The sequence below is a fragment of the Lysobacter sp. S4-A87 genome, assembly GCF_022637455.1.
In the GTDB taxonomy this organism is placed as follows: Bacteria; Pseudomonadota; Gammaproteobacteria; order Xanthomonadales; family Xanthomonadaceae; genus Lysobacter_J.
This window is the reverse complement of record NZ_CP093341.1, coordinates 2,624,306-2,638,046: the sequence shown is the minus strand read 5'-3', so window position 1 is coordinate 2,638,046 and position 13,741 is coordinate 2,624,306. Positions and strand designations below refer to the sequence as shown.

The 13,741-nt window shown below is 71.2% G+C and carries 15 protein-coding genes; 5 read left to right on the top strand and 10 right to left on the bottom strand.

Annotated features, from left to right (window positions below):
- Positions 1–32: 32 nt before the first annotated feature.
- Complete coding sequence (locus tag MNR01_RS11845) at positions 33–716, bottom strand: YdcF family protein (protein ID WP_241917997.1); 684 nt, start codon at positions 714–716, stop codon at positions 33–35.
- A gap of 148 nt (positions 717–864) precedes the next feature.
- Here MNR01_RS11845 and MNR01_RS11840 point away from each other — a divergent pair, with 148 nt between their 5' ends.
- Genes MNR01_RS11840 through MNR01_RS11830 form a run of 3 tightly spaced genes read left to right on the top strand, consistent with a single transcriptional unit; the run spans position 865 to position 3,750 of the window.
- Positions 865–2,043, top strand: coding sequence for a beta-ketoacyl-[acyl-carrier-protein] synthase family protein (locus tag MNR01_RS11840; RefSeq protein ID WP_241917996.1), 1,179 nt, complete (start codon positions 865–867; stop codon positions 2,041–2,043).
- Entirely contained in the window at positions 2,040–2,897 is an 858-nt protein-coding gene (locus tag MNR01_RS11835; RefSeq protein ID WP_241917995.1) for a beta-ketoacyl synthase chain length factor, read from the top strand. Before MNR01_RS11840 ends, MNR01_RS11835 begins: the two co-directional genes overlap by 4 nt.
- Positions 2,898–2,907: 10 nt before the next feature.
- Positions 2,908–3,750 (top strand): glycosyltransferase family 2 protein, encoded by an 843-nt coding sequence (locus tag MNR01_RS11830; protein WP_241920604.1) that lies wholly within the window; start codon positions 2,908–2,910, stop codon positions 3,748–3,750.
- A gap of 8 nt (positions 3,751–3,758) precedes the next feature.
- On the opposite strand, the gene MNR01_RS11825 is transcribed toward MNR01_RS11830, so the two are convergent.
- The 9 genes from MNR01_RS11825 to MNR01_RS11785 form a co-directional block, all read right to left on the bottom strand.
- The gene (locus tag MNR01_RS11825) at positions 3,759–4,340 is read right to left on the bottom strand and encodes a DUF4156 domain-containing protein (RefSeq protein ID WP_241917994.1); all 582 of its coding nucleotides are present in this window, start codon (positions 4,338–4,340) and stop codon (positions 3,759–3,761) included.
- 80 nt (positions 4,341–4,420) lie between these two features.
- Positions 4,421–5,161 (bottom strand): 3-oxoacyl-ACP reductase FabG, encoded by a 741-nt coding sequence (gene fabG, locus MNR01_RS11820; RefSeq protein WP_241917993.1) that lies wholly within the window; start codon positions 5,159–5,161, stop codon positions 4,421–4,423.
- A 90-nt stretch (positions 5,162–5,251) separates the two neighbouring features.
- Positions 5,252–5,674, bottom strand: coding sequence for a phosphotransferase (locus MNR01_RS11815; protein WP_241917992.1), 423 nt, complete (start codon positions 5,672–5,674; stop codon positions 5,252–5,254).
- Complete coding sequence (locus MNR01_RS11810; RefSeq protein WP_241917991.1) at positions 5,664–8,027, bottom strand: MMPL family transporter; 2,364 nt, start codon at positions 8,025–8,027, stop codon at positions 5,664–5,666. The genes MNR01_RS11815 and MNR01_RS11810 overlap by 11 nt, the downstream gene beginning before the upstream one ends.
- Before the next feature lie 10 nt (positions 8,028–8,037).
- Entirely contained in the window at positions 8,038–8,721 is a 684-nt protein-coding gene (locus tag MNR01_RS11805; protein ID WP_305852235.1) for a LolA-related protein, read from the bottom strand.
- Positions 8,648–9,667 carry an acyltransferase gene (locus MNR01_RS11800; protein WP_241917990.1) on the bottom strand — a complete coding sequence of 340 codons (1,020 nt, stop codon included), beginning with the start codon at positions 9,665–9,667 and terminating at the stop codon, positions 8,648–8,650. The genes MNR01_RS11805 and MNR01_RS11800 overlap by 74 nt, the downstream gene beginning before the upstream one ends.
- A complete protein-coding gene (locus MNR01_RS11795; protein WP_241917989.1) occupies positions 9,664–9,957 on the bottom strand; it encodes a hypothetical protein in 294 nt (97 codons plus the stop codon). Before MNR01_RS11795 ends, MNR01_RS11800 begins: the two co-directional genes overlap by 4 nt.
- A gap of 49 nt (positions 9,958–10,006) precedes the next feature.
- Positions 10,007–10,699 carry a ketosynthase gene (locus MNR01_RS11790; protein ID WP_241917988.1) on the bottom strand — a complete coding sequence of 231 codons (693 nt, stop codon included), beginning with the start codon at positions 10,697–10,699 and terminating at the stop codon, positions 10,007–10,009.
- Between the two features lie 14 nt (positions 10,700–10,713).
- The gene (locus tag MNR01_RS11785) at positions 10,714–10,983 is read right to left on the bottom strand and encodes a phosphopantetheine-binding protein (RefSeq protein ID WP_241917987.1); all 270 of its coding nucleotides are present in this window, start codon (positions 10,981–10,983) and stop codon (positions 10,714–10,716) included.
- A gap of 235 nt (positions 10,984–11,218) precedes the next feature.
- Between MNR01_RS11785 and MNR01_RS11780 the strand changes: the two genes are divergently transcribed.
- Positions 11,219–12,637, top strand: a complete 1,419-nt coding sequence (locus MNR01_RS11780) for an NAD(P)/FAD-dependent oxidoreductase (protein ID WP_241917986.1) — start codon at positions 11,219–11,221, stop codon at positions 12,635–12,637.
- Between the two features lie 14 nt (positions 12,638–12,651).
- Positions 12,652–13,641 (top strand): pteridine-dependent deoxygenase, encoded by a 990-nt coding sequence (locus MNR01_RS11775; RefSeq protein ID WP_241920602.1) that lies wholly within the window; start codon positions 12,652–12,654, stop codon positions 13,639–13,641.
- Positions 13,642–13,741 lie beyond the last annotated feature (100 nt).

The window sequence follows — 13,741 nt, the reverse complement described above, 5'->3', positions numbered from 1 at the left end:
CCGCACCCGGGGCGCGGTGCCTCAACGCCCGACTAGCTGACCCGGGCCAGCATCCGCCGATGCCCGATCAGGCGGGCCCAGCGCGCGCCCACGTCGGTCATGCAGACATATCCGGCCTCCCCGACCAGGCGCAGCCAGGTGCGCGGGTCCAGGCGCAGGTGCGGTTCGGCCGCGCACAATTCGACATCGAAACCGAGCTGGCGGGCGAACAGCGCGCAGCGGGCCAGGTGGTAGCGGCTGCTCAGCAGGGTCACGCGCGAGCGCATCCGCTCGCCCAGCAGCGTCCTGGCGTTGCGCAGGTTCTGCAGCGTGTCGCGCGAATCGGACTCCAGCAGCAACGGCGTGTCATCGGTCATGCCGCGCGCGCGCAGGCCGGCGCGCGCCAGTTCCGCCTCGGTGACCTCGCCCGGCGCGCCGCCACCGAGCAGCACCAGGCTCGCCGGCGGGCTGCTTTTCCACAGCGAGGCGGCCCGGTCCAGGCGTGCTTCGAAATCGTGGTCGATGCGGCCCTGCGGTGAATGCTTGCCGAACAGCAGCACGCAGTTGCCGTGCTGGGGCCGGCAAGACGCCCGCCGCGCCACGCGCAGGACATGGACCAGGTAGCCGAGATAGACCAGCCCGGCACTGAAAAGGCAGGCGGCGCCGGCCACGGCCATGGCATGGAGGACGTCCCGGTCGGCAAAAAGGGCCAGTCGGTGGGCGCTGCGGCTGGTCACTGTGAACGGGCGCGTGGTCGGTCGGGGAACAAGTCGTTCAGTTTACGCGCCGGATAGGCCGCAAGGGCGCTGGCTATACTGCGCACTGTTGGAAAGAGAGTCCCGCGTGCCGCCTGCTCCGAGTCCTGCCAGTCCCGCTGTGGTGCCGATGCCGCCCCTGGCGATCCGCGCCTACACCGCGACCAGCGCCGTGGGCCGTGGTCGCGAGGCACTGGCGGCGGCGCTGCGCGAGTCGCGCAGTGGCCTGCGCCGCAATGACTTCGGGTCGGCGCCACTGGACTGCTGGATCGGCCGCGTCGACGGGCTCGAAGAGATGCCGCTGCCGGCGCAGTTCAGCCGCTGGGATTCGCGCAACAACCGCCTTGCCTGGCTGGCGCTGAACCAGGACGGCATCCCCGAGGCGATCGCCGCGCTGGTCGCACGCCATGGCGCCGATCGCATCGCGGTCGTGGTCGGTACTTCGACGTCCAGCATCGGCGCGACCGAGGATGCCTACGCCCATCTCGTCGACGGTGGATTTCCTCCGGCGCTGGCGCGCGCCGACGTGCACACGCCGCATTCGCTCGGCGAGTTCGTCCAGCACGCCAGCGGCCTTCGCGGACCCGCGGTCACCGTGGCCACGGCGTGCTCGTCGAGTGCGAAGGTGTTCGCCCAGGCCGCGCGACTGATCGCCGCCGGCCTCGCCGATGCGGCGCTGGTCGGTGGCGTCGACACCCTGTGCGGCAGCGTGCTGTTCGGCTTCAACTCGCTGCAGCTGGTCGCCAGCGGGCCGTGCCAGCCCTTCGACGCCGGACGCACCGGCCTGTCGCTGGGCGAAGCCGGCGGATTCGCCGTGCTCGAACGCGCACAGCCTGGCGAGAGCGGCCTGCAGCTGCGCGGCTATGGCGAGTCAAGCGACGCCCACCACATGTCGTCGCCGCACCCGGAAGGCCTGGGCGCGCAGCTGGCCATGCGCGATGCGCTCGCCCGCGCCGGCATCAGCGCCGGCGACGTCGGCTATCTCAACCTGCATGGCACCGCCACGCCCGCCAACGATTCGATCGAAGCGGCCGCGGTGGCCGGGTTGTTCCCGGACAGCCTGCATGCCAGCTCGACCAAGGGCTGGACCGGGCACACGCTCGGCGCCGCCGGCATCGTCGAATCGGTGATCGCGCTGATCGCGCTGGAACACGGCGAGTTGCCCGGCACGCTCCACAGCGCCACGCCCGACCCCGCCTGCGGCCCGCAGATCCGCTTCCACCCGCAGCGCGTCGACATCGCATACGCAATGAACAACTCCTTCGGTTTCGGCGGCAACAACTGCTCGCTGGTGTTCGGTCGCGCATGACGCCGCTGTCGGCCCACATCGAAGGCATCGGTTTCTGGACGCGCGGATTGCCCTCGTGGGGCACCGCGATCGCCTACGCCACCGACGACGGTGGCGGCACGCCCGTGGCCGATGCGCCGGCACGCCCGTCGCCGCAGCTGCTGCCCGCCAACGAGCGTCGGCGTGCGCCCGATACCGTGGCAGTCGCGCTCGAAGTCGCCCTGGCGGCCTGCCAGGACGCCGGCCGCGATCCGGCCACGCTGCCGTCGGTGTTCGCCTCGACCCACGGCGACCTGGGCATCACCGACTACATGTGCGCGACGCTTGCCGGCGATCCGCAGGCGCTGTCGCCGACGCGCTTCCACAACTCGGTGCACAACGCCGCCGCCGGCTACTGGACCATCGGTACCGGCGCGATGGCACCGGCCAGCGCGATCAGCGCGCGCGAAGCGAGCTTCGCGCAAGGCCTGCTCGATGCACTGGCGCAGCTGGCCTGCGGCGACGAGGCGGTACTGCTGGTCGCCTACGACGGCCAGGCCGCCGGCCCACTGGCGCGGATGGCACCCAGCGAAGGCCTGCTCGGCGGTGCGCTGGTGCTGTCGCGGGAGGCCGCACCCGGACGCCCGCAGCTGCGCGTGCAGCTGACGGCCCGCAGCGGCGGTCGCGACGCCCGCGGACCGTTGTCGACGCTGGCCGCAGCCAATGCCATGGCGCCGATGCTGCCGCTGTTCGACCTGCTCGCACGCGGCCACGGTCACGTGCATCTAGTCGCCGGCCCCGACCACGACCTGCTGGTCGAGCTCACGCCGGCGCAGGGTGCCGCCAGCGAGGACGCGCCTGTGGCCGGCGCGCTGCTGGAGTTCGCGCATGGCTGACGACCTGCACATCGCCACGCGCCCGGCTCGCCTGACCCGCGACGACCTGGTCGTGGTCATTCCCGCGCTCAACGAGGCATTGCGCATCCGCGAGGTCGTCAGCGGCGCGCTCGCCGAATGCCCGCGCGTGATCGTCATCGATGACGGTTCCGACGACGGCACCGGCGAATGCATCGCCGACCTGCCGGCGACCGTGCTTCGCCACTCCGTGCGCATGGGCAAGGGCGCCAGCCTGCGCCACGGCTTCGCGGTAGCGCTGACGATGGGCGCACGCGCCATCGTGACGATGGACGGCGACGGCCAGCACCTGGCGCGCGACATCCCGCGCCTGCTCGCCAGCGCCAATCGCCATCCCGATCATGTCGTCATCGGTGCGCGCCTGCAGCGCCGTTCGCAGCAGCCGCTGCACCGCCGCCTGGCCAACGGCTTCGCCGACTGGGGCATCGCCTGGGGCACCGGTTATGGCATCGCCGACAGCCAGAGCGGCCAGCGCCTGTATCCGGCCGCGGTGGCGGCGCTGACCGACACGCCTGGCGAGGACTTCGTGTTCGAGGCGCAGATCCTGATTTCGGCCGCGCAGCAGCTGGGCACGCGCTGCGTGTCGGTGCCGATCGAATCGCGCTACCAGAGCGTGCACGGCGACGAGCAGTTCCGCGCCAGCCACTTCAAGCCGCTGCGCGACTTCAGCCGGATCACCTCGCACATCGTCGCCGGCGTGTTCCGCCGCGGCAGCATTCCGGCTATGTTCCGCAGCATCCGCGCCAATCCGCCGCTGATCGACGACGGTGAAGCGCTGCTTTCGCGCGAGACCGCCCGCGAGGCGCTTGCCGCGATCGACGACGCGACGCGGTAGACGCGCGGCTACTTGCTGCCGTTCGGCGGCGTGCCCTGCGGCGGCGTGCCCTTTGGCGGAGTGACCTGCTGCTGCACACCTTGCTGCTGCACGCCCTGCTGCGGCACGCCCTGCTGCGGCTGCATCGCCGGCGGACCCTGTTCCGGCGGCGGATTGGCGACGAAGATCGCCACGCCGTGCGCGTACTTCTTGGTCGGCGAGATGCTCACGCCGATGCCGCCCGAGCTGAAGCTGCCACCGCGGTAGCCGCCGTAGCTGCCGCCACCGGCACCGACGCCGATGCTGCTGCCGCCGTAGCTGTTCTCGCTGCCGACGAACAGCACGCCGTTGGCGCCGAGCTTGGCGGCCTCGAGTCGCAGGTTGTTGATGACGTCGTTGAGCTTGTTCTGCTCGCCGTAGGTGAAGCCACCGCTGGCGGTTTCCAGCTGGGCGATCTCTTCGTAGCCACCCGGCGGCGGCGTGAAGTAGATGCGGACCTGCGACGGGTCGATCGGCGTGCGCGGCGTGCCGGTGACCAGCTGCGAGGTCGACGAACAGCCGGCCAGCACAGCAAGCAGGAGGGGAACGAGGGACAGGAGGACGCGACGCATGGCGATCTCCGGGGTTGGAAGATGCGCCGATCCTACGCCAGGCCGCGCGGGCCGGCCAATGCGAAATTCCTGACGTTCAGTCAGGTCATTCCACCGTCAATGCCGATCACCTGGCCGTTGATGTAGCCGGCCGCGTCCGAGCACAGGAAGGCCACCAGCGCGGCGACCTCGTCGGACCGGCCGGCGCGGGCCGCCGGCACCAGTTGCTTGATGGCCGACGCCGGGAACGCCGCATCCGCCAGGCGCCCGGCGATCAGGCCCGGGGCGACGACATTGCAGGTGATGCCGCGGCTGCCCATTTCCCGCGCCAGCGACTTGGTCGCGCCGTGCAGCGCCGCCTTGGCCGCGGCGTAGTTGGTCTGGCCGCGGTTGCCCAGCACCGCCGCCACCGACGACACGCTCACCACCCGCCCCCAGCGCGTGCGCGCCATCGGCAGCAGCAGCGGCTGGGTGACGTGGAAGAAGCCGTGCAGCGAGACGTCGATGACCTGCTTCCACTGCCGGTCGCTCATGCCGGCCAGCGGCGCATCGTCGTGGATGCCGGCGTTGTTGACCACGATCTGGATCGGGCCGTGTTCGAGCAGGCCTGCCATCGCCGCGCCGGTGGCCTCGCCGTCGGCGACATCGAACGACACCGCCACGGCCCGACCGCCGGCGCCCTCGATCGCAGCGGCTATCTCCTGCGCGCGCTCGAGGTTGCGGTTGGCGTGGACGATCACCTCGCAGCCATCGGCGGCCAGGCGCCGGCAGATCGCACTGCCGATATCGCCGCTGCCACCGGTGACGAGGGCGCGACGGGGATGTGAGCTGGACGGATTCATGGCGCAATTGTGCGCCGCGTAGCCCGGGTAAGCGAAGCGCACCCGGGGTTCAGGCGGCACGGGACCCCGGGTGCGCTTCGCTTACCCGGGCTACCGGTAGAGGACGGCGGCGCGGCCGTGGGCGATTTCGACGCCGCCGTGCTGGATCGCGAACTGGTACTGGCTGCCCGTGGCGTCGGCGATCAGGCATCGCGCCTCGACCTCGAGCGCGCCGGCCAGTTCATCGATGCGCTCGACGTGCAGTTCGACGCCGCGCAGGGTCACCAGCAGGCCCGGTCGCACGGTCTCGCCGGCGGCGCGCGCGAGCAGGCCACCGTGCACGGCCATCGCCTGGGCGCCGTACTCGCACAAGTGCACCGCGTGCAGCCGGCCGACGTGGCGCAACGGGTGCGCCGGGTCGCGGTGGCCATGCGAACGCAGGCGGACGTGCTCGCCATCCCATTCGACGATCTCTTCCCACAGGCACATCGCACCCTGGTGGGGAATCAGCAGCTCGATGTCCTCACGCGCCATCGGCCGCTCCGCCCACGCCGCCCGCCGCGCCCGCCGCCGCCACCGGCGCGCGCACGATCAACAGCGCCAGCACGAAGTTGCAGACCACGCCGAGCGCGACCGTGGCCCCTATCGCGCGCAGCACCGGGATGCTCGATGCCGCCAGCAGCGCGAACACCAGCAAGGTCGTCAGGCTGCAGACGATCACTGCATGCAGGGTGCGCAGCTGCTCGGCGCGGTCGTCGCCGGCGTGATCGAAGAACAGCGCATAGTCCAGGCCCAGGCCGGCGGCGAGGATCAACGACACCAGGTGGAACAGGTTCAGCTCGACGCCGGCGGCGCGCAGCAGGGCCAGGATCAGCAGCGTGCTCAGCGCCATCGGCGCCAGCACGCGCAGCACGCGCCGCGGCGAGCGCAATGCGAACCACACCGCCGCGGTCAGCAGCACCGACGCCAGCGCCAGCGCCCACAACACGCGCTGGCGGTACTGGGCGACCAGCGACTCCGACGCCTGCTTGAGGTCCAGCAACTGCGCGCCGTGACGGCTTGCGACCTGCGCGACAGCCGCCGGATCGTGCAGGCCGCTCAGGGCCACCAGCGCGGTGACGTGGCCGCCGCGCTGCAGCAGCAGCCCTTCGACGCTGGCCGACAAGGGCGTGCCGGCGAGGTCGCGCGGTGCCAGTGCAGGCGCGTTCTTCGCGCGTTCGACATCGGCAACGAATTCATCGAAGGCGTCGGACTGGAACGGACCATCGGCCATCGCCGCGTCGAGCGCTGCCCGCAACGCCGGGCGATCGGGCAACCGTGCCTGTCGCGCCTGCTGCGTCGCCGCGCTCGGCAGGTAACGCGCGGCCAGATCGAAGCCGCCGATGGCGCCGTCGGCACGCAGGCGTTGCAACGCCGGCAACAGCCGCTCGGAGGATCGCAGTGCGGACTCGACATCCGGCTGTTGCACCACCAGCACGTAGCGCACGTCGGGTGCGCCCAGTTCGGCGCGCAACTGCGCATCGCGCGCCAGTGCGGCCGGCGGTACCGGCGTCAGGCGGCCGAGGTCGTTCTGCCAGAACGAACCGGGCGCGAATGCGGCCACCGCGGCGGCGACCAGCGCAATCGCCAGCACCGTGCCGCCGCGCAGGCGTGGCCAGCGCGCCAGGCGTTCCCAGCAGCGCCCCAGCCAGGCCGAGTCGGCGGCATCGCGCGGCGCCGGATCGATCAGCGCCGGCAGCAGGAACCGCGTCGCCAGCGCTGCCGTCGCCAGGCCAACTACCGTGAACACGGCCAGCTGTTGCAAGCCGTCGACGCCGGAGACGAGGAAGGTCAGGTAGGCGATGCAGGTCGATGCCACGCCGGTGGCCAGCGTCGGCCACAGCGCGCGCGCACTCGCCCATGGCGATACACCGGCGCGCTGGTGGCTGAACAGATGGATCGGGTAATCCTGGACCACGCCAATCAGCGTGAAGCCGAATGCGACGGTGATGCCGTGGACGCCATCGAAGGCCAGCGCCACCGCGCCCAGCCCCACCAGGCCGGCGCTGGCCAACGGCAGGCCACCCAGCAGCGGCGCTTTCCAGCTGCGGTAGGCCAGCCACAGCAGCAGCACGAAGACGAGGCTGTCGAGCGTGCCGATCAGGCTGGCCTCGCGCGCGGTGCGGTTGCCGATCTCGACCGAGAACGCGCCCGGTCCGGTCAGCGACATCCGCGTGGCGGTGCCGCGGGCAACGTCGGCGAACGCCGCCTGGATCGAATCGAAGGCGACCTGCTGGCCCTTCGGGTCGAAGCCGGCGGCATGCGTCTCGATGGCCAGCAGCGCTTCGCGGCCGGCCTTGTCGAACCAGACGCCGTGCAGGCGCTGCGGCGCATTCGCCGGTTGCCAGGCCTCGGCGAGGGCGAGGGTTTCCAGGGTCGGGTCGGCCGCCAGCAGCGGTTCGATCAGCGCCGCTGCCGGCGAGCCCAGGTCCTGCACGCGCGCATCGAGCTCGGCACGCAGGTAGTCCGCATCCAGTGCCTGCGCGTCCAGCTTCGAAGACAGCAGGTAGCGGTAGGGTCGAAGGTTTGGCGGAATGGCCTCGGGCCCGAGCGCGGCACCGTTGGCGACCAGCTTGAACGACGGCAGCGACGCCAGCCGCTCGCGCAGTGCCTGCGACTGCGTTGCCAGCGTTGCCGCGTCCGCACCGGCCAGGCCGACCAGCAGCAGGCGCGAGCCCGGGCCTTCGCCGAGTTCATCGATCAGGAGCTTCTGCGCGGCGGTCTGCGGCGCCGGCATGAACTTGCGCAGGTCGCCGCTGAGCTGCAGGCGCGGTGCGACCAGCGTCGCCAGGATCAGCAACGCGACCAGCCACAGCAGCGCGAGGGCGAGGCGCCGGGGCGCGCTCATGCGTTCGTGCTCATCGTGCTGCGCCGCCGTGGCAGAGTTCCGCCAGCGCCGGGGCATCGACGACAGCGGCCGCGTCGACCGCGGCGCCGGCCAGGAGCGTGTGCTGCGGGGGTGCGTTGCCGACGGTGCGCGTCTCGATGCAGCGCAATTCCGAACCGCGTCCGTACAACGCGATCGCCTGCAGTCGCGTCGCCTGCGCCGCATCCCGCGGCAACATCGTCAGCGTCCAGCGCTGGCGCGAGCCTTGTGCGGACAGCGTGTAGTGACGCTCCAGGCCGGCGCGATCGCCGTCCAGCAGCGCGGCGAAGTTGCCCTGGAAACCGGCCAGCTCGGGCACGCGCGACAGCGCGAACCTGCGCGACGACTGTCCGGCGCGCGCGATGGTGGCCTCGCCTGCGCGCAGGGTGGTGGTCTCGACATAGGGCGCTCGGACTTCGCGCACCAGCGTGTCGCGGTCGGGCCGCACGTACTGGCCCGACAGGCGCAGCGGCGCCTTCAGCAGCTTCGATGCGCGCACTTCCACGAACGGCGTGCTCGCCGGCACCGGTCGCGCGATGCCCTTGAGGATCCACGCCGGGTCGACCGCCGGGCCAACCTCCGGTTCGACCGCCGCGGCGCCCTCAGGTGCGGCTGCGCAAAGCGTCGCGCTGGCCAGCATCCACACCGGTGCCAGTCGCCGCGCCCACGCGGCCACGTTGTTGCTGCGCTTGCTCTTCGTCCGCCGCGTCATCGCCGTCCCAGAAATCGTAGAAGTTGAACCAGTTGTAGGGGGCACCGCGCACCTGCTCCTGCAGCAACGCCGCGTAACGCCGGACCTGCGCGGTAACCGCATCGCGCCGGTCCTTGCGTGACACATGCTGGCGCAGCGTATCGCGACCATCGCTGAACTCCGCGAAACGCAGGTCGTAGCGGTTGCCGCCGCGGTACAGGCCAAAGGCGAGCACGACCGGCACCTGCAGCGTCGCGGCGATCAGCCACGGGGCGTTCGGGAACGGCGCGTCGTCGCCGAGGAACGGCACGCGCGTGACGGTTTCTCCCGGCGCGGCGCGGTCGACCAGCAACGCGACCAGCTCGCCCGCCGCCAGCGCCTGCTGGATCGCCAGCACGATGGCGACGCCATCCTGTCCGGCGTCGATGACATCGCGCGCCAGGCGCGGGTTGAGTGCATCGAGCAGCTGGGTCAGCGCAGGATTGTGCGAGATGTCGAGGACGATGCGCACGCGCAGCGACGGCCGCGTCGTCACCAGCACGCGCAGGGCGTCGAAGCTGCCCAGGTGCGAACCGAACACGAGCACGCCTTCGCCGCGATCCACCCGCCGCGCCAGCGCCTCCAGGCCTTCGACGCGGATGTCGAAGCGCGACAGCTGGCCGCTCAGCAGGAACACGCGGTCGAGGATGGTCGAGGCGAAGGTGTGGACGTGGCGTGCGACGTTCCACCACGCCGGCGGACGTTGCAGCACGCGCGCCAGGTAGTCGCGCGAGGCGCGCCGCTCCGGTCCGCGCACCAGCAGGAAGTAGGCGGTGATCGGGTACAGGCACAGCCGCGCGACCGCGCGACCGCCGTAGCGGGCGATGCTGCGGATCAGCCAGATGGCGAAGCGACTGCCGCCTTCGGGACGCTGCTTCCAGTGCGCGTTCACACCGGCTGCGCCCCGGCGGCGACGATGTCGCCACTGGCCAGCAGCGTGTCACCGCGCAGCACGCGGAAGCGCCAGCGCGGCGCGGCGCCGGCGATTTCGATGTGCGCTTCCTCGCCGGGCAGCAGCGGCTGCAGGAACTTCACCTGCGGCAGGCCGAGCGGCGGCAGCGGACCGTGTCCGGCCTCGATCTCGGCGATGACGTGATCGAGCAGCACCACGCCGGGCACCAGCGGCCGCCCCGGGAAGTGCCCGGGCAGGCAGGGATGGTCGGCGGCGATCACGAAACCCATGGCGGCAGCGGCGGGCACCTGTGCGTGGACGCACAGGATAAGGCCTCGCTCAGGCGAACAGGTCGCGCCAGAACTTCGGGCCGAGCGCGGCCATCTGCCGCAGGAAGTCCAGCAGGTTGCGGTACGGCCGGTGCGGGAACAGCTGCCGCCGCAGCGCGTACTCGCCGAGGAAGAAGCCGCCGACGATGCCGTAGTTGGCCAGGTTGGCGAACAGCGACCACTGCGATTGCGTGATCGACACCGCCGGGACATGGCCCAGTCGCGCCAGGACGCCGCCGGGAACCGCGATCGTCGCCAGCACGCCGTTGGCCAGCGCGAGCAGTGCCAGCACGGCGGCCCAGGCGGCGGTGAGGCGGCGCGAGTAGCGGTACAGCTCCGGTGCCAGCGCAGCCGGCATGGTGCGTTCCATCGCTGCAACTATCCGTGTGATCAGCGCCTCGCGCGGCGCCAGCAGGCTGCGCCCGAACAACCATGCCACCAGCGCGACAAACAGCATCGGCGGCGCCAGCAGCAGCAGTTGCGCGTAGGCCGTGCCGGCCAGCCAGACCAGGCCGGCGCCCAGCAGCAACGCCAGCGCCCATGCCCAGCCGCGGCGTTCGAGCATCGGCACGGCCAGCACCAGCACCACCAGGTCGGCCAGCGCGATAGCGGCCGGCATGCCGCCGCCATCCTCGCTGGCCCAGTGCGCGAGCAACGGATAGGCGACCGCAAGGATCAGCGGCAGCAGCACGGTCGGATTCAAGGGAGGAGCCCGCCTCAGGCGGTCTTGTGCTGCTCGATATGCGCGGCGAGCGCGCGCAGCGAAGCGAAGATGCGGCGGTTCTCGTCGTTGTCCGAGCGCAGCTGGAAGCCGTAGCGCTTGGAGATCGCCAGCGCCAGCTCCAGGGCGTCGATCGAATCCAGGCCCAGGCCTTCGCCGAACAGCGCTGCTTCCGGCTCGATCTGCTCCGGCGCCACGTCTTCGAGGTTCAGGCTTTCGACCAGCAGCTGCGCCAGCTCGCGTTCGACGGGGCTTTGTTCAGACATCGGGCAATCCAGGGGCAAAGGGCAAGCGAGGGGCGCAACGATCCGGCATCGTGGCGCCGCGCGCAACTCCTCCACCCGGCCGCCGCCCTGCCCCTGCCGGACGAGGGGAGAGAGACGGGCGCGCGGCGGGCGCGGAGAGGGGAGAGAGACGGGCGCGCGGCGGGCGCGGAGAGGGGAGAGAGACGGGCGCGCGGCGCCCGCGGAGAGGGGTCGTGCCTTCCCGTATCATTCGCACATGACCGAAACCGCACCTGCCCCCGCACCGGCCGACGCCACCGCGGCCGCGGACCTGAATGCGCAGCACCCCCACCCGGATCCGATCGACACCGATGTACTGGTGATCGGCGGCGGCCCGGCCGGCACCACCGCCGCCACCCTGCTGGCCCGCCGCGGCTGGCGCGTGCTGCTGCTGGAGAAGGATCGCCATCCACGCTTCCATATCGGCGAGTCGCTGCTGCCGATGAACCTGCCGATCCTCGAGCGCCTGGGCGTGCTCGACCAGGTCAAGGACATCGGCACGTTCAAGCCGGGCGCCGAGTTCCCGATCGACGCCGACAACTACAACACCTTCCGCTTCGAGCGGGCGCTGAACCCGCAGTTCGGCTACGCCTACCAGGTCAAGCGCGAGGAGTTCGACGAAGTCCTGTTCCGCCACAGCCAGGCCAACGGCGTCGATGCGCGCGAGCGCCATCGCGTCGAACGCGTCGAGTTCGACGCCGACGGGCGCCCGCAGCTGGTGCACGCGCGCGATGGCGACGGCAATGCGTTCACGATCAAGCCGCGCTACATCGTCGATGGCAGCGGCCGCGATGCGTTCTTCGGCAGCCAGCTCAAGCTCAAGCGGAAGAACCCGCTGCACCAGTCGGCAGCGATCTTCAGTCATTTCAGCGATGTCGAGCGCCGTCCCGGCGACGACGCCGGCAACATCACCGTGCAGCGTTTCGCCCACGGCTGGATGTGGCTGATCCCGCTGCGCGATGGCGTGATGAGCGTCGGCGCGGTGTGCTTCCCGGAGTTCCTCAAGCAGCGCCGCGGCGACACCGAGGCGTTCCTGATGAAGGCGCTGGAGTCCGAACCGTCGGTGTGGAAGCGCATGCGCAACGCCACGCGCATCGCCCCGGTGCATGTCACCGGCAACTACTCCTACACCTGCACGCAGATGCACGGCCCGGGCTGGGTGATGGTCGGCGATGCCTATGCCTTCGTCGATCCGGTGTTCTCCTCGGGCGTGTACCTGGGCATGAACAGCGCCGAGCAGGCCGCGCAGGTCGTCGATGGCGCACTGCGCGATCCCTCCAGCGAAGCGTCGCTGCAGCGCGCGATGAGCAGGCGCCTCAAGCGCGGCCTCAAGCACTTCCAGTGGTTCATCTATCGCTTCACCACGCCGGTGATGCGCCACCTGTTCAACCACCCGCGCAACTACTGGCAGGTCGAACAGGCCGTGATCTCGATGCTGGCCGGCGATGTGTTCGACAACCCCGGCGTGCTGCGCAGGTTGCGGTTGTTCCGCTTCATCTATGCGATGACGGCCCTGAGCATGGCGCCCGAAGCGCTGCGTGGCTGGCTGCGCCGGCGCCGCCAGGTGGGCGTCGATGTCGGCCTCGGCGGCGGCCGCGACACCCTGCAACCGGGCAGTGGAGAATCGCAGTCGTGAGCGCGGTACGCCCCATGCTGCAACCGCCGCACCTGTCGGTGGACTACGTCGACGCCAGCCCCCAGCAACTGCTGGACGGCAACGACACCCTGGCGGTGATCGGCTTCGGCAGCGACGCCCCGCACCACGACGACCCGCGCTACCTGCGCGTCGCGCTGCAGCCGCATGGCGCCGCGCCGTTCGAAGTCTGGCGTGGCAGTGGCCCGGTGATGCGCGGCCGCGACGGCGATGTCGCCTGGGCCGAGGACGGCACGCTGCAGTTCGGCGCGATCGAACTCGATGAAGCGGCCGGCCCCGACGGCATGAGCGACATCGAGGCCACATCCGGGCGGCTGTACGCCCGGCTGGCGGCGTTCCTGCAGGAGCGCGGCTACCCGAACCTGCTGCGGGTGTGGAATTACCTCGACGGCATCACCAGCGGCGAAGGCGACGAAGAGCGCTATCGCCAGTTCTGCGTGGGCCGCGCACGCGGCCTGGGCACGGTCGATCCGGCGACGCTGCCGGCGGCCACCGCGATCGGCCGCGTCGACAGCGAGCGCCGCCTGCAGGTGTACTGGCTGGCCGCGCGCATGCCGGGCACGCCGCTGGAGAACCCGCGCCAGATCAGCGCGTACCGCTACCCGCGCCAGTACGGGCCGCAGCCGCCGAGCTTCGCCCGCGCGATGCTGCCCCCGGCCGACGGCGCGATGCCGCTGTTGCTGTCGGGCACTGCCGCGATCGTCGGCCACGAGTCGCGCCATATCGATTCGGTGGTGACGCAGCTCGACGAGACCCTGGCCAATTTCGACAGCCTGCTGACCGCCGCACGTGCGCAGCGGCCGGCATTGCCGCCGCAGTTCGGCGCGCACTCGCGCCTGAAGGTCTACGTGCGCCAGCTCGACGAGATGGCGGCCGTGGCGGCCGAGCTGGACGCGCGCCTGGGCCCGGACGTTCCGCGCATCCTGCTGCACGCAGCGGTGTGCCGGCGCGAATTGCGGGTCGAGATCGACGGCGTCCACGCCTAGGCGGTCCTTCCCCGTCCATCGTCATTCCCGCGTAGGCGGGAATGACCGCTTTGCCGTCACTTGCGTTGCGGCCCAGCCCGGCTAAGGTGCCAAGGCAACA

What these genes read in the sequence shown, in the direction of transcription:
- MNR01_RS11815 (WP_241917992.1), bottom strand. Translation starts at nt 5,674, where the DNA reads ATGGCGCGTGAGGACATCGAGCTGCTGATTCCCCACCAGGGTGCGATG.
- MNR01_RS11780 (WP_241917986.1), top strand. Translation starts at nt 11,219, where the DNA reads ATGACCGAAACCGCACCTGCCCCCGCACCGGCCGACGCCACCGCGGCC.
- MNR01_RS11795 (WP_241917989.1), bottom strand. Translation starts at nt 9,957, where the DNA reads ATGGGTTTCGTGATCGCCGCCGACCATCCCTGCCTGCCCGGGCACTTC.
- MNR01_RS11775 (WP_241920602.1), top strand. Translation starts at nt 12,652, where the DNA reads ATGCTGCAACCGCCGCACCTGTCGGTGGACTACGTCGACGCCAGCCCC.
- MNR01_RS11840 (WP_241917996.1), top strand. Translation starts at nt 865, where the DNA reads ATGCCGCCCCTGGCGATCCGCGCCTACACCGCGACCAGCGCCGTGGGC.
- MNR01_RS11785 (WP_241917987.1), bottom strand. Translation starts at nt 10,983, where the DNA reads ATGTCTGAACAAAGCCCCGTCGAACGCGAGCTGGCGCAGCTGCTGGTC.
- MNR01_RS11825 (WP_241917994.1), bottom strand. Translation starts at nt 4,340, where the DNA reads ATGCGTCGCGTCCTCCTGTCCCTCGTTCCCCTCCTGCTTGCTGTGCTG.
- MNR01_RS11810 (WP_241917991.1), bottom strand. Translation starts at nt 8,027, where the DNA reads ATGAGCGCGCCCCGGCGCCTCGCCCTCGCGCTGCTGTGGCTGGTCGCG.
- fabG (WP_241917993.1), bottom strand. Translation starts at nt 5,161, where the DNA reads ATGAATCCGTCCAGCTCACATCCCCGTCGCGCCCTCGTCACCGGTGGC.
- MNR01_RS11835 (WP_241917995.1), top strand. Translation starts at nt 2,040, where the DNA reads ATGACGCCGCTGTCGGCCCACATCGAAGGCATCGGTTTCTGGACGCGC.